Origin of the sequence: Xanthomonas sp. LF07-6, from assembly GCF_034105445.1 — a bacterium.
GTDB lineage: Bacteria > Pseudomonadota > Gammaproteobacteria > Xanthomonadales > Xanthomonadaceae > Xanthomonas_A > Xanthomonas_A sontii.
The window spans coordinates 17,638-36,269 of sequence record NZ_JAXGGI010000023.1; the positions used below are offsets into that span (position 1 = coordinate 17,638).

The 18,632-nt window shown below is 69.6% G+C and carries 17 protein-coding genes; 11 read left to right on the plus strand and 6 right to left on the minus strand.

Annotated features, from left to right (window positions below):
* The first annotated feature begins 211 nt into the window (after positions 1-211).
* Positions 212-3,328 (plus strand): discoidin domain-containing protein, encoded by a 3,117-nt coding sequence (locus SLW56_RS20350; protein ID WP_320695388.1) that lies wholly within the window; start codon positions 212-214, stop codon positions 3,326-3,328.
* 108 nt (positions 3,329-3,436) lie between these two features.
* On the opposite strand, the gene SLW56_RS20355 is transcribed toward SLW56_RS20350, so the two are convergent.
* The 5 genes from SLW56_RS20355 to zwf all read right to left on the minus strand — a co-directional run bounded on the left by SLW56_RS20355 (position 3,437) and on the right by zwf (position 9,421).
* Positions 3,437-4,117: a bifunctional 4-hydroxy-2-oxoglutarate aldolase/2-dehydro-3-deoxy-phosphogluconate aldolase gene (locus tag SLW56_RS20355; protein ID WP_267084236.1), complete on the minus strand. Its 681-nt coding sequence runs from the start codon at positions 4,115-4,117 to the stop codon at positions 3,437-3,439.
* A gap of 71 nt (positions 4,118-4,188) precedes the next feature.
* The gene (gene edd, locus SLW56_RS20360) at positions 4,189-6,105 is read right to left on the minus strand and encodes a phosphogluconate dehydratase (protein ID WP_267084237.1); all 1,917 of its coding nucleotides are present in this window, start codon (positions 6,103-6,105) and stop codon (positions 4,189-4,191) included.
* Between the two features lie 159 nt (positions 6,106-6,264).
* Positions 6,265-6,984 carry a 6-phosphogluconolactonase gene (gene pgl / locus SLW56_RS20365; protein WP_017917731.1) on the minus strand — a complete coding sequence of 240 codons (720 nt, stop codon included), beginning with the start codon at positions 6,982-6,984 and terminating at the stop codon, positions 6,265-6,267.
* On the minus strand, positions 6,981-7,988 hold the full coding sequence (gene glk, locus SLW56_RS20370) for a glucokinase (protein ID WP_320695386.1): 1,008 nt from the start codon (positions 7,986-7,988) through the stop codon (positions 6,981-6,983). Before glk ends, pgl begins: the two co-directional genes overlap by 4 nt.
* A complete protein-coding gene (zwf, locus tag SLW56_RS20375; protein WP_320695387.1) occupies positions 7,985-9,421 on the minus strand; it encodes a glucose-6-phosphate dehydrogenase in 1,437 nt (478 codons plus the stop codon). Before zwf ends, glk begins: the two co-directional genes overlap by 4 nt.
* Positions 9,422-9,862: 441 nt before the next feature.
* Here zwf and ugpC point away from each other — a divergent pair, with 441 nt between their 5' ends.
* A complete protein-coding gene (gene ugpC, locus SLW56_RS20380; protein WP_267099386.1) occupies positions 9,863-10,981 on the plus strand; it encodes a sn-glycerol-3-phosphate ABC transporter ATP-binding protein UgpC in 1,119 nt (372 codons plus the stop codon).
* A gap of 23 nt (positions 10,982-11,004) precedes the next feature.
* Here the strand turns inward: ugpC and SLW56_RS20385 are convergent, their stop codons facing one another.
* A complete protein-coding gene (locus SLW56_RS20385; RefSeq protein WP_267093929.1) occupies positions 11,005-11,877 on the minus strand; it encodes a folate-binding protein in 873 nt (290 codons plus the stop codon).
* Between the two features lie 39 nt (positions 11,878-11,916).
* Between SLW56_RS20385 and SLW56_RS20390 the strand changes: the two genes are divergently transcribed.
* From SLW56_RS20390 to lolD, 9 genes are all read left to right on the plus strand, one after another.
* Entirely contained in the window at positions 11,917-12,087 is a 171-nt protein-coding gene (locus SLW56_RS20390) for a DUF1674 domain-containing protein (RefSeq protein ID WP_081481960.1), read from the plus strand.
* A 60-nt stretch (positions 12,088-12,147) separates the two neighbouring features.
* Complete coding sequence (gene sdhC, locus SLW56_RS20395; protein WP_152237416.1) at positions 12,148-12,540, plus strand: succinate dehydrogenase, cytochrome b556 subunit; 393 nt, start codon at positions 12,148-12,150, stop codon at positions 12,538-12,540.
* Positions 12,537-12,923: a succinate dehydrogenase, hydrophobic membrane anchor protein gene (sdhD, locus tag SLW56_RS20400; protein WP_017908440.1), complete on the plus strand. Its 387-nt coding sequence runs from the start codon at positions 12,537-12,539 to the stop codon at positions 12,921-12,923. Before sdhC ends, sdhD begins: the two co-directional genes overlap by 4 nt.
* A 29-nt stretch (positions 12,924-12,952) precedes the next feature.
* Positions 12,953-14,743 (plus strand): succinate dehydrogenase flavoprotein subunit, encoded by a 1,791-nt coding sequence (gene sdhA / locus SLW56_RS20405; protein ID WP_017908441.1) that lies wholly within the window; start codon positions 12,953-12,955, stop codon positions 14,741-14,743.
* A 111-nt stretch (positions 14,744-14,854) separates the two neighbouring features.
* Entirely contained in the window at positions 14,855-15,637 is a 783-nt protein-coding gene (locus SLW56_RS20410) for a succinate dehydrogenase iron-sulfur subunit (RefSeq protein WP_010342653.1), read from the plus strand.
* Positions 15,638-15,791: 154 nt separating this feature from the next.
* Complete coding sequence (locus SLW56_RS20415; protein WP_267107422.1) at positions 15,792-16,040, plus strand: succinate dehydrogenase assembly factor 2; 249 nt, start codon at positions 15,792-15,794, stop codon at positions 16,038-16,040.
* Positions 15,991-16,443: a hypothetical protein gene (locus SLW56_RS20420; RefSeq protein ID WP_267107421.1), complete on the plus strand. Its 453-nt coding sequence runs from the start codon at positions 15,991-15,993 to the stop codon at positions 16,441-16,443. The genes SLW56_RS20415 and SLW56_RS20420 overlap by 50 nt, the downstream gene beginning before the upstream one ends.
* A 23-nt stretch (positions 16,444-16,466) precedes the next feature.
* Positions 16,467-17,711, plus strand: a complete 1,245-nt coding sequence (locus tag SLW56_RS20425) for a lipoprotein-releasing ABC transporter permease subunit (protein ID WP_010342649.1) — start codon at positions 16,467-16,469, stop codon at positions 17,709-17,711.
* A gap of 37 nt (positions 17,712-17,748) precedes the next feature.
* A complete protein-coding gene (gene lolD / locus SLW56_RS20430; protein WP_017909302.1) occupies positions 17,749-18,456 on the plus strand; it encodes a lipoprotein-releasing ABC transporter ATP-binding protein LolD in 708 nt (235 codons plus the stop codon).
* Positions 18,457-18,632 lie beyond the last annotated feature (176 nt).

The window sequence follows — 18,632 nt, forward strand, 5'->3', positions numbered from 1 at the left end:
GCGCCGAATGCCCGGCCATGGATGGCTGGGCCTGACGTGTAGGAGCGGCTTCAGCCGCGACAACATGCAAGGCGATGCCGTGGGGCGCCGATGGGTGCGATGCCCGCTGGGATGCACAGACACATACAAGCAGACACGCAACGAAACGACAGCGACGGGGAAGGCGATGAGGGACGGGATGGCGATGACGTGCGCACGCGCGATGCTGGCGATGCTGGGACTGGCGGCCGCCCAGGCGGTCGCCGCGCCGCCGACCTCCACGGTGACACTGGACAGCTTCAACGATCTGGACAAGTGGCAGATCGTCGTCTCCAACCAGGTCACCGCCTCGACCCGGCTGGTGCAGGCGCCCAGCGGCGGCCGCGCCAAGGCGCTGTGCCTGGACTACGACTTCAACGGCGTGTCCGGCTATGCCGGGATCCGCCGCAGCGTGCCGATCGAGTACCCGGACAACTACCAGTTCTCGTTCCAACTGCGCGGCGAGTCGCCGAGCAACGACCTGCAGTTCAAGCTGGTCGACGCCAGCGGCGACAACGTGTGGTGGGTCAACCGGCCGCGCTACGACTTCCCCACGCAGTGGAGCACGGTCACCTACAAGAAGCGGCAGATCGACAAGGCCTGGGGACCGAGCCCGGAGAAGGAGCTGACCCGCAGCGCACAGATCGAGTTCACCATCTACAACCAGGTCGGCGGCGCCGGCACGGTGTGCTTCGACCAGCTGACCCTGACCCCGTTGCCGCCGCAGGACACCTCGCCGCTGACGGTCAAGGTCAACACCGATACCGCGCCGGCGCTGGAGCAGCGCATCGCCGACGGCAAGCCCGACACCGTCTGGTACAGCGGCAACGCCAAGACCCAGACGGTGATGCTGGACCTGGGCAAGGTGCGCGAGTTCGGCGGCGCCAAGGTGCAGTGGGCGCCGGGCGTCTACGCCTCGCGCTACACCGTGCAGGGATCGGCCGACGGGCGCAGCTGGCGCGAGTTGCGCAGCGTGACCGCCGGCAACGGCGGCACCGACTGGTTGGCGCTGCCGGAAACCGAGGCGCGCTACGTGCGTTTCGACCTGCAGGACGGCCCCAGCTTCCGTTACGGCATCGCCGACATCACGCTGCAGCCGCTGGCCTTCGCCGCCACCCAGAACGACTTCATCAAGTCGGTGGCGGCGCAATCGACCCGCGGCTGGTTCCCGCGCGGCTTCAGCGGCGAGCAGCCGTACTGGACCATCGTCGGCCTGGATGGCGGCCGCGAGCAGGGCCTGGTCGGCGAGGATGGCGCGATCGAGGTGGGCAAGGGCGGCTTCAGCATCGAGCCGTTCCTGCTGCTGGACGGCAAGCGTCTGAGTTGGGCCGACGTCAAGACGGCGCAGAGCCTGCAGGATGACTACCTGCCGATTCCCAGCGTGGACTGGACCCACGACAACGCCGCGCTGCGCGTGACCGCCTTCGTGCAGGGCGAGCCGGAGCAGGCGCAACTGGTAGCGCGCTACCGGCTCAGCAACCCGGGCAAGCAGTCGCACGATTACACCCTGGCGCTGGCGGTGCGTCCGTTCCAGGTCAATCCGCCCAGCCAGTTCCTCAACACGGTCGGCGGGGTCAGCCCGATCCGCTCGCTGGCCTTCGCCGACACGCAGGTGCAGGTCAACGGCCAGCCGCGGGTGTTCGCGGTGCAGAAGCCGGATGCGGCGTATGCCAGCGCGTTCGACGCCGGCATGGACGTCGAACGGCTGAGTACCGACGCCAGCGGCCTGCCGCAGCAGGCGCAGGATCCGGACGGCCTGGCCTCCGGCGCGTTGCTGTACCGCGGGCGTCTGGCCCCGGGCGAGGTGCGCGAGGTGGCGCTGGTGATCCCGCAGACCGGCAACGCCGGCGTGCCGGCAGGCTTCGACGCGGCGCGCGCGCAGCAGCAGGTCGCCGCGCAGTGGCACGAGAAGCTGGACCGCGTGCAGTTGCACGTGCCGGCGCAGGGCAAGGCGGTCACCGACACGCTGCGCACCGCGCTGGCGCACATGCTGATCTCGCGGATCGGTCCGCGCCTGCAGCCGGGCACGCGCTCGTATTCGCGCAGCTGGATTCGCGACGGCGCGATGATCTCCGAAGGCCTGCTGCGCCTGGGCCGCGCCGACGTGGTCCGCGAGTACGTGGAATGGTATGCGCCGTACCAGTTCGCCAACGGCATGGTGCCGTGCTGCGTGGACGATCGCGGCAGCGACCCGGTGCCGGAGAACGACAGCCACGGCGAACTGATCTACAGCGTCGCCGACTACTACCGCTACAGCGGCGACCGCGCCTTCCTGGAGCAGATGTGGCCGCATGTGCTCGGCGCGTACACCTACATGGAGCAGTTGCGGCTGAGCGAGCGCACCGACGAGAACCGTGCGCGCAACGCGGCCTTCTACGGAATGATGCCGGTGTCGATCAGCCACGAGGGCTATTCGGCCAAGCCGATGCACTCGTACTGGGACAACTTCTGGGCGCTGCGCGGCTACAAGGATGCGGTGAGCATCGCCGCCGAACTCGGCCGCATCGACGATGCCGCGCGCTTCGCGGCCTCGCGCGACCAGTTCCGCCAGGACCTGTACGCCTCGCTGGACGCGGCCACCCGGCAGCACCACATCGACTTCCTGCCGGGCTCGGCGGAGCTGGGCGATTTCGACCCGACCTCGACCACCATCGCGCTGGCGCCGGGCGGCGAGCAGGGCCGGTTGCCGCAGGCGCTGCTCGACAACACCTTCGAGCGTTACTGGAGCGAGTTCGTCGGCCGCCGCGACGGCACCCGCGAGTGGAAGGACTACACCCCCTACGAGTGGCGCAACGTGTCCGCGTTCGTGCGCCTGGGCTGGCGCGAGCGCGCGTGGGAGGCGACGCAGTTCTTCTTCAAGGACCGCACGCCGCAGGCGTGGAACCAGTGGGCCGAAGTGGTCTCGCGCACGCCGCGCAAGCCGTTCTTCCTCGGCGACCTGCCGCATGCCTGGGTCGCCTCGGACTTCGTGCGCTCGGTGCTGGACATGTTCGCCTACGCCCGCGACGTCGACGACAGCCTGGTGCTGGCCGCCGGCATCCCCGCCGACTGGCTCGACGGCAAGGGCGTGGCGATCGAACAGCTGCGCACCCCGCAGGGCCCGCTGAGCTACCAGCTGCGCCGGCAGAAGAACCGCCTGCTGCTGAACATCCCCGAGGGCCTGCGCATGCCCAGCGGCGGCCTGGTGCTGCCGTGGCCGTACCCGGGCGAACCGGGCCGCACCCTGGTCAACGGCGAAGCGGCGCAGTGGGAGCACGGCGAACTGCGCATCCACGCGTTGCCGGCGGATGTGCAGATCGAGGTGCGGTGAGGCCGGGAATGGGGAGTGGGGAATCGGGAATCGCAAAAGCAAAAGCGCCGGCATGCCGGCGCTTTTGCTTTCTGGAGTATGGAGTTGTGAGAGCCGAGGTTCGGGTTTTTACCGATTCCCGATTCCCGAATCCCGATTCCCGGCTTCACGCACGATCGCCGCCGCCTTCGCCGAGCTTTCGCGCACCTTGTCCCAGGCGCCGTCGGCCAGCCAGTCCTTGGGCACCATCCACGAGCCGCCGATGCAGACCACGTTGGGCTGGGCCAGGTACTCGGCGGCGGTGCTCTCGCCGATGCCGCCGGTGGGGCACAGCTTGAGTTCGGCCAGGGGGCCGGCCAGGCCCTTGAGCATCGCCAGGCCGCCGACGGCGGAGGCGGGGAACAGCTTGCACACGCGGAAGCCGCGCTCCATCAGCGCCAGCAGTTCGCTCGGGGTGGCCGCGCCCGGCACCACCGGCAGCGGCGCCTGCGCCAGGGCGTCGGCCAGGGTCGGGGTGGTGCCCGGGGTGACGATGAAGTCGGCGCCGGCGTCGATCGACTGCTGCAGCTGGGTGGCGTTGAGCACGGTGCCGGCGCCGATCACGATGTCCGGCAGTTCGCGCTTGAGCATCGCCAGCGCTTCCATCGCCACCGGCGTGCGCAGGGTCAGCTCGATCGCCGGCAGGCCGCCTTCGAGCAGCGCGGCCGACACGCGGCGCGCTTCTTCCAGGGTGTGGACGGTGACGACGGGCAGGATGCCGGCCGCGCGCAGCAGCTGTTCGGCCTTGGTCTGGTGTTCGGCGATGGTCATGGGCGTCTCGGTTGCAAGGGGGGCGAGGCCCCGGCCGTGCACGGCCAGGGCAGGGTGAGGCAGGCGGCGGCTCAGGCGTCCTTGGATTCGTGCGGCGCGGCGGCGGCCTCGGCATCGCGGCCCAGGTCGTACTCGGCGTCGTAGTTCCACAGGTCGCCGTCGGCGGCCGGCGGGCCGCAGGAGATCGACAGCGCGCCCTGGTCGGCGGGGCCGACCATGCGGCGGTTGAGTCCGAACAGGTTGCGGCCCAGGTCGTGCGCGGCCGGCGCGGTGTTCGGCGCCAGCGGGCGCGCGGCCCACTCGGCGGCGTCCACCAGCACTTCCAGGGTGCCGGCCTCGCCGTCCAGGCGCACGATGTCGCCTTCGCGCACCCGCGCCAGGGGGCCGCCGCGGGCCGCTTCCGGGGTCACGTGGATGGCCGCGGGGAACTTGCCGGACGCACCGGACAGGCGCCCGTCGGTGACCAGCGCCACGCGCCGGCCCTGGTTCTGCAGCAGGCCCAGCAGCGGCGCCAGCGAATGCAGTTCCGGCATGCCGTTGGCCTGCGGGCCCTGGTAGCGCAGCACCACCACGAAGTCGTGCGGCAGCGCGCCGGCGGCGTGCAGCTTGTTCAGCGCCTGCGGCGCATCGATCACCACGGCCGGGGCTTCGATGGTGCGGAACTGCGGCTTCACCGCCGACAGCTTGATCAGCGAGCGGCCGAGGTTGCCACGCAGCAGGCGCAGCCCGCCCTGCGCCTCGAACGGGTTGGACGCCGGGCGCACCACCGCCTCGTCGGCACTCTTGGCCGGGGTCGGCACGTAGCTCAGCTTGCCGTCCTGCAGGCACGGCTCGTCGCCGTAGGCGCGCATGCCGCCGGGCACGATGGTGGCCAGGTCGTCGTGCATCAGCCCGGCGTCCATCAGCTCGCGGAACACGAAGCCGATGCCGCCGGCGGCGGCGAAGTGGTTCACGTCGGCCTCGCCGTTCGGATACACCCGCGCCAGCAGCGGCACCAACTGTGACAGCGCGTCCAGGTCGTCCCAGGTCAGCACGATGCCGGCCGCGCGCGCCACCGCCAGCCAGTGGATGGTGTGGTTGGTGGAGCCGCCAGTGGCCATCAGCGCGACCACCGCGTTGACGATGGCACGCTCGTCGATCAAGCGGCCCAGCGGGCGGAAGTCGCTGCCCAGGGCGGTGATGCGCAGCGCGCGCTCGGTCGCCTGCTGGGTCAGCGCCTCGCGCAGCGGGGTGCCGGGATTGACGAAGGAGGCGCCGGGCAACTGCACGCCCATCGCTTCCAGCAGCACCTGGTTGGAGTTGGCGGTGCCGTAGAAGGTGCAGGTGCCGGGGGCGTGGTAGGACGCCGATTCGGCGGCCAGCAGCTCCTCGCGGGTGGCCTGGCCGGCGGCGTAGCGTTCGCGCACCTCGGCCTTCTGCTTGTTGGGGATGCCCGGGGTCATCGGCCCGGCCGGCACGAACACCGCCGGCAGGTGGCCGAAGGCCAGCGCGCCGATCAGCAGGCCCGGCACGATCTTGTCGCACACGCCCAGGTACAGGCTGGTGTCGAACATGTCGTGGCTGAGGCCGATCGCGGTGGCCTGGGCGATCACGTCGCGCGAGAACAGCGACAGCTCCATGCCCGGCCGGCCCTGGGTCACGCCGTCGCACATCGCCGGCACGCCGCCGGCGACCTGCGCGGTGGCGCCGAGCGCGCGCGCGGTGCTGCGGATGATCTCCGGGTAGTGCTCGAACGGCTGGTGCGCCGAGAGCATGTCGTTGTAGGCGGTGATGATGCCGAGGTTGGGGGTGATCCCGCCTTCCAGCCGGCTCTTGTCGGTGGGGCCGCAGGCGGCGAAGCCGTGGGCGAGGTTGCCGCAGCTCAGGCGGCTGCGGAACGGACCGTCGCGCAGCGCGGCGTCGATGCCGGCCAGGTAGGCGCGCCGCGACGGCGCACTGCGCTGGCGGATGCGTTCGGTGATCGCGTGGAGGGTCGGATGCAGGCTCATTGGCGGAAGTGGCTATGAAGGGGGGAATCGGGAAACGGGAAACGGGAATCGGGAATCGAAAGAGCGGGAATCGACAATGGCGATCGGAAGAGCGGAAATGCATCAGCGCGCAGCCGTTGCGAATCCCTAATCACCAATCCCCAATCCCCAATCCCGGCCTCACTCGCACCAATGCACGCGCAGGCGCGCACCAGGCGTGTCGAAGGCGACGCGGATCGGGTACTCGTGCGGATCGGTGCCGGCCAGCGCGCGCTCCAGCACTTCCAGCTTCTGCTTGCCGCGCAACAGCAGCATGCGTTGGCCGATCGGCGCCAGGCCGGCCGGGGTCAGGGTGATGCGCAGCGGCCAGGTGTTGGCGCCGGGGCAGCCGGTGGCGTCGAGCGTGGCGTAGGGCAGCGGGTTGGCCAGGGCCTTGTTCAGGTCGGTGGCGCCCGGGAACAGCGAGGCGGTGTGGCCGTCGCCGCCCATGCCCAGCACCGCCATGCACGGGGCCGGGGCGTGCTGCGCGTGCAGGTTGGCCGCGTGCACGCAGTCCTGCAGCGGCTTGCCGACCCGCACCAGCGGTTCGAAGCGCGCCTCTTCGGCGCGGTCGAGCAGACTGTGCCGGACCAGGTAGGCGTTGCTGTCGCTGTCCTGCGGCGACAGCCAGCGCTCGTCGACCAGGCCGACTTCCAGCTTCGACCAGTCCAGCGGCAACTCGGCCAGCGCCTGGTACACCGGCGCCGGGGTGGTGCCGCCGGACAGCAGCAGGCGCGCGCCGCCGCGGCGCTGGATCTCCTCGCGCAGCGCGGTGCCGATCTCGGCCGCCGCCGCGTCGATCCATTCGTCCGGATCGTCGTAGCGGATCAGCGTGATGCGGTCGGACAGCGTGGGGCTCATGCGATGGCTCCTGGGGATTGCCGCGCGGCGTCCACCGCGTAGGCGGCGGCGCCGAGCAGGCCGGGACGGGGGTGGATCACCGCCAGCGACGGCACCCGCGCCATGATCGACGAAAACCGGCCCTTGTGCTCGAAGCGCTGGCGGAATCCGGAATGCTGGATCGCGTCGAGCATCTTCGGCACCAGCCCGCCGGTCAGGAACACGCCGTCCCAGGCGCCCTGCATCAGCACCAGATCGCCGGCGATGGCGCCGAACACGGCGCAGAACACGTCCACCGTGCGCATCGCCCGGTAGTCGCCCTGCGCGGCACGCGCGGTGATGTCCTCCGGCTGCAGCGGGCCCGGGTCGTCGCCGGCGATCTCGCTGAGCGCGCGGTGGATGTTGACCAGGCCGGGGCCGCAGATCAGGCGCTCGTTGGAGACGCGGCCGAACTGCTGCGAGAGCAGTTCCAGGATGCGGATCTCCTCCGGCGTGCCCGGCGGGAAGCTGACATGGCCGCCCTCGGTCTCCAGCGGGAAGCAGCGCCCGCCGCGCATCAGCAGGCCGCCCACGCCCAGGCCGGTGCCGGGGCCGATCACCCCGTAGTTGCGCGGCACCTCGATCGCTGATGGCGTCCAGCTGGCGCCGCCGACCTGGACCACGTCCTGCGGCCGCAGCAGGCTGATCGCCATCGCCTGCGCGGCGAAGTCGTTGATCAGGTGCAGTTCGTCGAAGCCGAGCATGGCGCGGGTGCGCGCCCGCGAGATCACCCACGGATGGTTGGTGATGCGCGCCTCGTCGCCGTCGACGCGGCCGGCGACCGCGAAGGTGCCGCTGCGCGCGTCCACCCCGGTCTGTTCCAGGTAATGGCGGGCGGCGTCGCCCAGCGACGGGAATTCCACCACCGAGTAGGTCTGGGTGCTGTCGTCGAGCAACGGCACCGAGGCGTCGAGATCGGCGAGGGCGAAACGGGCATTGGTGCCGCCGATGTCGGCGACCAGCACCGGGCGCTGCGGCGCGCTCATTGCGCGACCTTCGGCGCGGCGCCGGACTGGTCGCAGGAGACGTAGGCCTGCGCTTCCTCCGGGCCCCAGCTGCCGGCCGGGTAGGGCAGCAGCGGCAGGCGCGCTTGCGCCCAGGCGGCGCTGACGCTGTCGATCCAGGCCCAGGCGGCGCGGACTTCGTCGTCGCGCACGAACAGCGCATGGTTGCCGTTGAGCGCGTCGAGCATCAGCCGCTCGTAGGCGATGCGCCGGTGCAGGCCGGTGGGCACCGACAGTTCCAGTTCCAGCGGCTGCAGTTCCAGCGCGCCCCACTCCGGGCCGGCCAGGCTGCTCATCAGCCCCAGTTCGATGTTCTCCTGCGGCTGCAGCTGGAAGGTCAGCCGGTTCGGCGCCACCTGCTGCGCGGCCGGGCGCTCGAACAGCCAGTGGGTGACCGGCTTGAGCGTGACCACCACGCGGGTGGAGCGCTCGGCCAGGCGCTTGCCGGTGCACAGCCGGAACGGCACCCCGGCCCAGCGCCAGTTGTCGATGTAGGCGGTGACCGCGGCGAAGGTCTCCACGTCGCTGCCTTCCGGCGGCTGGTAGGCCTGCGCCGGCTGGCCGTTGATGGTGCCGGCGGTGTAGCGCCCGCGCACGCTGTCGCGGGCGGCATGCTCGGCGCTCAGCGGACGCAGCGCGCGCAGCACCTTGACCTTCTCGTCGCGGATGCGGTCGGCTTCCAGCGACGCCGGCGGCTCCATCGCCACCAGGCACAGCAACTGCAGGATATGGCTCTGCACCATGTCGCGCAGCGCGCCGGAGCGCGCGTAGTAGGCGTCGCGGCCGTCCACGCCCTCGCTCTCGGCGACCAGGATGTCCACCGACTCGATGTAGTTGCGGTTCCACACCGCTTCCAGCAGCGTGTTGCCGAAGCGCAGCGCGATCAGGTTCTGCACCGCGGCCTTGCCCAGGTAGTGGTCCAGGCGGAACACGCGGTCCTCGTCGATCAGCGCGCCGATCGCCTGCACGATCTCGCGGGCGCTGTCCGAATCGTGGCCGATCGGCTTCTCCAGCATCAGCCGGTGCGGTGCGGCCAGGGCGCCGCCCAGGGCCAGGCCCTGGCAGGTGCTGATGTACAGCCCCGGCGGGATCGCCAGGTAGCTCACGCAGCGGCGCGCGGTCAGGTCGCGCACCGCGGCGGCCACCGATTCGGCATCGCGCAGGTCCACCGAGCGGTAGTCGATGCGCGCCAGCAGCGCCTGCACGATCGATTCGCCGATCTGCGGCATCGCCGCCTGCAGGCGCGGCTTGAGGATCTCGTGGAACTTGGCGGTGTCGTGCGGCGACAGCGCCAGTGCGCGGATGCGGAAGTCTTCCGGCAGGAAGCCGTCGTCGAGCATGCGCAGCAGCGAGGGGAACAGGTAGCGCTGGGCCAGATCGCCGGTGGCGCCGAACAACAGGAAGGTATCGTGCATCGACCGGGTTTCGGTTTCGGGTGACATGGTGTCGATCACCTGGGGGCTAGGAGTGACGTGGCGTGGGAAAGCGAACGGCGGCGACGGCCTGTATCCGGCCGGTTCGGGCGAGGGCGTGACGCGGGAGGGCCGCCAGGCGGGAACGCACGATCCAGGAGATGAATACGACTGCCAGACCTCTGAGCATACCTCTCCAATGCCTCATGCTGCAGGTCGGTTGTTATCCGGCAGGATGACGGCGGCGCGCCGGAGCGGCGGCTGGCGGATCGCATTGCATGCCCTCCCAGGCTCGATGTTGCCCCGTGAAAACGGTTACATGGCAGAATACCGCATCGCGATCCATTGTTGCCTGCGCGCGGGCATGATGCGACCCGAATTCGTATGCACTGCCCTCGGGAGGGACCGGCGGCAGCCCGTTCCTCACTGCCGGAAACCGGATACATGGCGAAAGTACAACTGGACAACATCCGCAAGGTCTACGACAACGGCCAGGTCGCCGTGCACGGGGCCAGCTTCGAAGTGGCCGACGGCGAACTGATGGTGCTGGTCGGGCCCTCGGGCTGCGGCAAGTCCACGCTGCTGCGCATGATCGCCGGCCTGGAAGAGATCAGCGGCGGCGAACTGCGCATCGGCGAGCGCGTGGTCAACGAGGTGGCGCCGAAGGACCGCGACATCGCCATGGTGTTCCAGAGCTATGCGCTGTACCCGCACATGACCGTGGCCGAGAACCTGGCGTTCGGGCTCAAGCTGCGCGGCGAGAGCAAGGAGGTCATCCGTCAGCGCGTGGCCGCGGCCGCCGACACCCTGGGCCTGACCCCGATGCTGGACAAGCTGCCGCGCGCCATGTCCGGCGGCCAGCGCCAGCGCGTGGCGCTGGGCCGCGCGCTGGTGCGCGAGCCGGCGGTGTTCCTGCTCGACGAGCCGCTGTCCAACCTGGACGCCAAGCTGCGCCATTCGGTGCGCACCGAGATCGCGCAACTGCACCGCAAGCTCGGCACCACCATGATCTACGTCACCCACGACCAAGTCGAGGCGATGACCCTGGGCCAGCGCATCGTCGTGCTCAAGGACGGTGTGATCCAGCAGATCGACACGCCGATGGCGCTGTACGACCGCCCGGCCAACCTGTTCGTGGCCGGTTTCCTCGGCAGCCCGGCGATGAACGTGCTGCGCGGGCGGTTGGTGGAGGAGGGCGGCCTGCAGCTGCAGTTGCAGGACGGCGGGCGGGTGCCGCTGCCGGGCGCGCAGGTCGCGCCGCAGTGGTTGGGCCGGGAACTGGCGATCGGCGTGCGGCCGGAGCACCTGCAGCCCAGCGACGACGCGCAGGGCGGCTTCGAGGCCACCATCGAGGTGATCGAGCCGGTCGGCAACGAGATCTTCGTCAATCTCAGCCACGGCGCGCAGCCGCTGGTGATGCGGGTGGCGCCGCGCGCGCTGCCGGGCCTGGGCGAGCGCCTGCGGGTGGCGGTGCGCGGCGATGCGCTGCACTTCTTCGATGCCGAGAGTGGGGGGCGTCTGGAGGCGCGGGAGTCGGGAGTCGGGAATCGGGAATCGCAATAGCAACAGCGAAGGCGCCGGCGCGTTCAGCGCGCCAGGCCGTCGATCAGTGGCTGCCACCGTGCGGGGTGGCCGTCGATGTCCAGTCCCGCCGGTGGCGCCTCCTCGAGCGGCAGCACCGCCAATGCCAGGGTGCCGGCGACGCTGACCACGCTGCCGAACGGTTGGCCGTCGCGCAGCACCGGTGCGTCGATCGCGACGGGCGCATCCACTTCCAGCAACTGCACCGCGCGCTTGGCCTTGCCCAGGAAGTGGGTGCGGGCGACGATTTCCTGGCCGGGGTAGCAGCCCTTCTTGACGCTGAAGGCGTGCAGCCGGTCCAGACCCAACTGCTGCGGGGTCCATTGTTCGCGCTGGCTCGGCGCAAGCCGGGCCAGGCCCAGGCGCAGGTCGGCCGCGCGCCAGGCCTCGGCCAGCGCCGGGTCGGCGGCCGGCGCATCCGCGGCCGGCGTCGGCACCAGGCGCAGGGTGCGCGGCAGGCCGTCGCCGCCCATGTCCAGTTCGATCACGCCGGCCTCATCGTGCGTCGACGCCGCGCCGCGGGCCTGCTCGGGTAGGCTCAGACGACCGAAGGCATGCAGCGTGTCCTCGACCGTCACGCGCAGTTTGCGCCGGAACACGAAGCGGCCCAGTGCCGTTGCCAGTTCGTCGGCGCCGCCGTCGGCCAGCAGCATCAGCAAGGCGTCGTCGGCTTGGCGCAGCAGCGCGAACACCGCGATCACCCGGCCCTTGGCGGTGAGCCAGGCGTTCCATTGCCACTGGCCCACTGCCAGCGCCTGCACGTCGTTGGCGAATTGCGCATGGGCGAAGGCCGCTGCATCCGGACCGCGCAATGCGACGTATTGCAGGTGTGGCAAGGCGGAAAAACCGCCGGATTCCAGATTCAGGTTGTCAGGCACGAGAGGGGAGGACTAAAATTGACGAGTTGTGAGACCCGCATGATAGGCCAACCAACCCCCACACCCGAGTCCGATCCCGAAACGCAGCGGCCCGCCGAGGACACTCCTCCGCAGACCGAGCCTGCGCCGCGGGAGATCGGCGGGCGCGGCGGCCTCGAGCCGACGCGCTACGGCGACTGGGAGAAAAACGGACGCTGCATCGATTTTTGAGCAGCTTTGAGCCAACGCGGCCTTAAGCACGCCGCCCAGCCGAGACAACGAGCCCAGCGAATGGCTACGCGCGAACGTCCCCTTTCCCCGCATCTGCAGGTCTATCGCTGGCAGATCCAGATGGTCACCTCCATCCTGCACCGTGCCACCGGCATCGTGCTGTCGGTCGGTGCCCTGATCATCGCCGCCGCGCTGCTGGTGCTGATGCTCGGCCCGGCGTCCTGGAACTGCTTCCGCGGCATGGCCGGCGCCTGGTACGGCCAGGTATTCCTGTTCGCCTGGAGCTGGGCCTTCGCCTACCACCTGTGCAACGGCCTGCGCCACATCGTGCAGGACTTCGGCCATGGCTTCAGCATCCCCGCGTTCGTGCGCAGCAGCTGGATGTCGGTGGTCGGCAGCCTGGTGATCGTGGCGCTGATCTGGGCCTACGTCCTCCACGGAGCCGCCGCATGAGCCGCTATCGCACCCCTCTGAAGAACGTCCGCGGCCTGGGCGCGGCCAAGTCCGGCACCGAGCATTTCGTGCTGCAGCGGCTGACCGCCACCGCGCTGGTCGGCCTGACCGTGTGGTTCCTGGTGTTCGTGCTGAGCCTGCTCGGCGCCGACTACGTCACCGCCACCGAAGCGGTGGCCAAGCCGTGGAACGCGGTGCTGCTGGTCGGCTTCCTGATCGCGATGTTCTGGCACGCGCAGATCGGCCTGCAGGTCATTCTCGAAGATTACGTACACAACTCGCTGCTGGCCCTGGCGCTGCAGACCACGGTGAAGTTCGTCGCCGTGCTCGGCGCGATCGTCGGTGTATTCGCGGTCGCCCGCATCGCGCTGGGCAGCGCCTGATCGGCGCCCGGAACAGGAACTCAGATTCGATGTCCGCTTACAAGATCACCGAACACAAGTACGACATGGTCGTGGTCGGCGCCGGCGGCGCCGGCCTGCGCGCCACCTTCGGCCTGGCTCAGAAGGGCCTGCAGACCGTCTGCCTGACCAAGGTCTTCCCGACCCGTTCGCACACCGTGGCCGCGCAGGGCGGCATCTCCGCCGCGCTCGGCAACATGGGCGAGGACGACTGGCGCTATCACTTCTACGACACCATCAAGGGCTCGGACTGGCTGGGCGACCAGGACGCGATCGAGTACATGTGCCGCGAGGCGATCCCGGCGATCATCGAGCTGGAGCACTACGGCGTGCCGTTCAGCCGCACCGAGGACGGCAAGATCTACCAGCGTCCGTTCGGCGGCATGACCACCAAGTACGGCGAAGGCCCGTCCGCGCAGCGCACATGCGCCGCCGCCGACCGCACCGGCCACGCCATGCTGCACACGCTGTACCAGCAGTCGCTGGCGCACAACGCGCGCTTCATGATCGAGTACTTCGCGCTCGACCTGATCTTCGACGAGGAAGGCGCCTGCCGCGGCGTGCTCGCCCTGGACATGGCCGAAGGCTCGCTGCACCTGTTCCGCGCCCACGGCGTGGTGCTGGCCACCGGCGGCTACGGCCGCGCCTACTTCAGCGCCACCTCGGCGCACACCTGCACCGGCGACGGCGGCGGCCTGGTAATGCGCGCCGGCCTGCCGATGCAGGACATGGAGTTCGTGCAGTTCCACCCGACCGGCATCTACGGCGCCGGCTGCCTGATCACCGAAGGCGTGCGCGGCGAAGGCGGCATCCTGCGCAACAGCAGCGGCGAGCGCTTCATGGAGCGCTACGCGCCGCACTACAAGGATCTGGCCTCGCGCGACGTGGTGTCGCGTTCGATGACCATCGAGATCCGCGAAGGCCGCGGCGTCGGCGAGCACAAGGACCACATCCTGCTCGACCTGACCCACCTCGGCCCGGGCGTGATCGACGAGAAGCTGCCCGGCATCGCCGAGAGCGCGCGCATCTTCGCCGGCGTCGACGTGCACAAGCAGCCGATCCCGGTGATCCCGACCGTCCACTACAACATGGGCGGCATCCCGACCAACTACCACGGCGAAGTGGTGCGCAAGGACGGCGACAACCCCGATGCGGTGGTGCCGGGCCTGTACGCCATCGGCGAGGCCGCCTGCGTGTCGGTACACGGCGCCAACCGCCTGGGCTCCAACTCGCTGCTGGACTTGGTGGTGTTCGGCCGCGCGGTGGCCAACCGCTGCGCCGAGACGATCAAGACCGGCGCGCCGCACAAGGGTTTGCCGGGCGACGCCTGCGACAAGGCGCTGGGCCTGCTGGACAAGCTGCGCAACGCCAACGGCAGCACCCCGACCTCGGTGATCCGCGACAAGATGCAGCGCACCATGCAGTCCGACGCGGCGGTGTTCCGCACCAGCAAGACGCTGAAGGAAGGCGTGGACAAGATGGCCGACATCTTCGCCAGCTTCGAGGACGTCAAGGTGTCCGACCGCTCGCTGGTGTGGAATTCCGACCTGATCGAGACCTACGAGCTGAACAACCTGCTGCTCAACGCGGTGGCGACGATCAACTCGGCCGAACAGCGCAAGGAAAGCCGCGGCGCGCACGCCCACGAGGATTTCCCCGACCGCGACGACGTCAACTGGCAGAAGCACACGCTGGTCACCGTCGACGACAAGGGCCAGTGCAGCTTCGACTACCGCCCGGTGCACATGTACACGCTCAGCAAGGACGTGGACGTGGTGCCGCCGAAGCCGCGCGTTTACTGACCACAGCCGGGAAACGGGAGTAGGGAATCGGGAATCGAGAACAGCGCATGCGCTCTTCGCTCCCGCTTCCCATTCCCCATTCCCCAATCCCCATTCCCGGATTTTAAAGCCATGGCAGAGTTCACCCTCCCCAAGAATTCCAAGATCGGCAAGGGCAAGCACTTTCCCGCCAAGGGCGCGAAGAACGTGCGGACCTTCAAGGTCTACCGGTGGAATCCGGACGACGACAGCAACCCGCGGACCGACACCTACGAGGTGGACCTGGACGCGTGCGGCCCGATGGTTCTGGACGCGCTGATCAAGATCAAGAACGAGATCGACCCGACCCTGACCTTCCGCCGCTCGTGCCGCGAGGGCATCTGCGGATCGTGCGCGATGAACATCGACGGCACCAACACGCTGGCCTGCACCAAGGCGATCGCCGACTGCGGCAAGAAGGAAGTGCCGATCTACCCGCTGCCGCACATGAGCGTGGTCAAGGATCTGGTGCCGGACCTGACCCACTTCTACGCGCAGTACGCCTCGATCAAGCCGTGGATCCGTACCCAGACCCCGCCGCCGCCGGACCGTGAGCGGCTGCAGTCGCCGGAGGACCGCAAGAAGCTCGACGGCCTGTATGAGTGCATCCTGTGCGCGTGCTGCTCGACCAGCTGCCCGAGCTACTGGTGGAACGGCGAGCGTTACCTGGGCCCGGCGATCCTGCTGCAGGCCTACCGCTGGATCATCGACTCGCGCGACGAGGACACCGGTGCGCGCCTGGACGATCTGGAAGATCCGTTCAAGCTGTACCGCTGCCACACCATCATGAACTGCGCGCGGACCTGCCCGAAGGGGCTGAACCCGGCGCTGGCGATCGCCGAGATCAAGAAGCTGATGATGGCGCGCCGCGCCTGATCGCAACGGCGCACGTTCCAAGCGGCGGGCCTGCCCGCCGATCGCCAAGCGGCGGGCCTGCCCGCCGATCGCGCGGCACCGGCTTTCGGGTTCGGTGCCGCGTTCGTTTTCGGCGGCTGCCGTGCGGCGCCGCCTCCAGGCAAGGGCGCATGCGATGGACGAGAGCACCGAACTGAAGAAGCTGCGCTGGCGCTGCCGGCGCGGCATGCGCGAACTGGACCAGTTGTTCGGCCGCTACCTGGACCGGCGCTGGGGGGAGGCTTCCGAGTCTGAGCGCGGGGTTTTCCTATACCTGCTCGATTGCGAGGACGATAAGTTGTGGCGCTGGTTCATGGGCTACGAGGCCTGTCCCGATGCACGCGCCGCCGATCTCATCGCTTCCATCCGCGCCATGCCGGCTTGACTGGCGCCCCTCGCGCTGGCTGCTGGCCGCGCTGACCCTGCTCGGCGCGCTGGCGCCGCTGTCGCTGCTCGGCTCCGACCTGCCGCCACACCTGGCCTGGCCGGCGGCCGCGCTGGCGCTGCTGTATGCGGGGTGGCTGCTGCGCCGTGAGGCCGGGCGGGCGCCGCGCACGCTGCTGGTTCCCGCCGGTGCCGGTACGCCCAGCATCGATGGCGTGGCGGTGAGCGCGCTGCAGGTCGCCTGGCGCGGACCGCTGGCGTTCGTGCGCTGGCGCGATGCGCAGGGGCGCACCCAGCGCCTGGCGTGGTGGCCGGACACGCTGCCACCGGCGGCACGACGTGAACTGCGTCTGGCCGCTGCCGCCCATGCCGCTTCGTCTGCGCCGCCGCAAATGGCACCATAGCGCTCCCTGGATGGTGGCTGCGCATGTTCAAACCCTTACCCGTGGCCATCGGCCTGCGCTATCTGCGCGCCAAGCGCCGCAACAATTTCATCTCCTTCATCTCCATGGCCTCGATCCTCGGCATCGCCCTGGGCGTGACCGTGCTGATCACCACCCTGGCGGTGATGAGCGGCTTCCAGAAGGAGATCCGCGACCGCCTGCTGCAGATGGCCGCGCATGCCACGGTCAGTGCGCAGGGCGCGCCGATGGAGGACTGGCAGCACGCGGTGGACGTGGCCATGCGCGACAAGCGCGTCGCCGGCGCCGCGCCCTACGTCGAGGAAGAGGCGCTGCTCACCGGCCAGCGCAACCAGCCGGCGATCGTCCGCGGCATCCTGCCCAAGGAAGAGGCCAAGGTCTCGGTGCTGGCGCAGAAGATGAAGCAGGGCTCGGTCGACAGCCTGACCCCGGGGTCGTACAACATCCTGCTCGGCCAGGAACTGGCGCTGTGGCTGGGCGTGGGCGTCGGCGACAAGGTGGTGGTGATGCTCGGCGAGCCGCAGGCCAGCCCGATGGGCATGGTGCCGCGCTACAAGCGCTTCACCGTCAGCGGCATCTTCGAGGCCGGCTACAACGAGATCGACCGCGGCCTGGCGGTGACCAGCATGCCCGACCTGCAGCGGGTGCTGCGCATGGGCGACGGCGTCACCGGCGTGCGCCTGAAGCTGTACGACATGGACCAGGCCTGGAACGTGGCGCGCGACCTGGCGCTGAACCTGCACGGCCCGTACATGGTCAGCGACTGGACCCGCGAGAACGCCAACCTCTACCAGTCGCTGAAGATGGAAAAGACGGTGATGGGCATCCTGCTGTCGCTGATCATCGCGATGGGTGCGTTCAACCTGGTGTCCTCGCAGGTGATGCTGGTGACCGACAAGCAGGCCGACATCGCGATCCTGCGCACGCTGGGACTGAGCCCGGGCGGGGTGATGCAGGTGTTCATGGTGCAGGGCACGCTGATCGGCGTGATCGGCACCGTCGCCGGCGTGATCGGCGGCATCGTGCTGACGCTCAACCTGGAGCGGATCCTGGCCGGCATCGAGGCGGTGTTCAACATCAAGCTGCTGCCGGAGGACGTCTACTACATCACCGGCCTGCCCACCGACATGCAGCCGCACGACGTCATGGTGATCACCATCGTCGCCTTGCTGATGAGCTTCCTGGCCACGCTGTACCCGGCCTGGCGCGCGGCGCGCACGCAGCCGGCGGAGGCGCTGCGCTATGAATGAGAGCCGGGAATCGGGAATGGGGAATCGGGAATCGGGAATGCAGAAGCGACAAGCGGACGCGGCGATCCGCGCCGAAGGCCTGGCCAAGACCTACGCCGAAGGCAAGATGCGCACGCCGGTGTTCGACGGCCTGGAGCTGAGCGTGGCGGCGGGCGAGACCGTGGCCATCGTCGGCGCCTCCGGTGCCGGCAAGAGCACCTTGCTGCACCTGCTCGGCGGCCTCGACGTGCCGACCTCCGGTGAGGTCTACGTGGCCGGGCAGCGCATGTCGGCGCTGACCGACGCGGCGCGCGGGCAGTTGCGCAACCGCTCGCTGGGCTTCGTCTACCAGTTCCATCACCTGCTGCCCGAGTTCACCGCGCTGGAGAACGTGATGATGCCGGTGCTGCTGGGCGGCGCGCCGATCCAGGACGCCGATGCGCGCGCGCGGGCGCTGCTGGAATCGGTGGGCCTGGGCCATCGCCTGGAGCACAAGCCGGGCGAGCTGTCCGGCGGCGAGCGCCAGCGCGCCGCGGTGGCGCGTGCGCTGGTCAACCGTCCGGCCTGCGTACTCGGCGACGAGCCGACCGGCAACCTCGACGACAAGACCGCGGCCAACGTGTTCGCGCTGATGCTCGAGCTCAACCGCGCGCAGGGCACCAGCCTGGCCCTGGTCACCCACGACCGCAGCCTGGCGCGCAAGTTGGACCGGGTGCTGGAACTGCACCAGGGCAAGCTGCGCGAACTGGCGCCTGCGGACGTTTGAACGAGCGTGGTGGCGGGCGCGATGTGCCGCCGCATTGCACGGTGAGGGGACATGGTCGCGGTCTGAGGGGCGTGCGCCGCTGAAGCCTGTTGCGTGCGGGGTCGGGCGTGACAGCCTCGCTTGCTGTGCAGCGCTCGCGGTCACGACAAAAGCAGTGTCCTGCTCACTGATGCAGT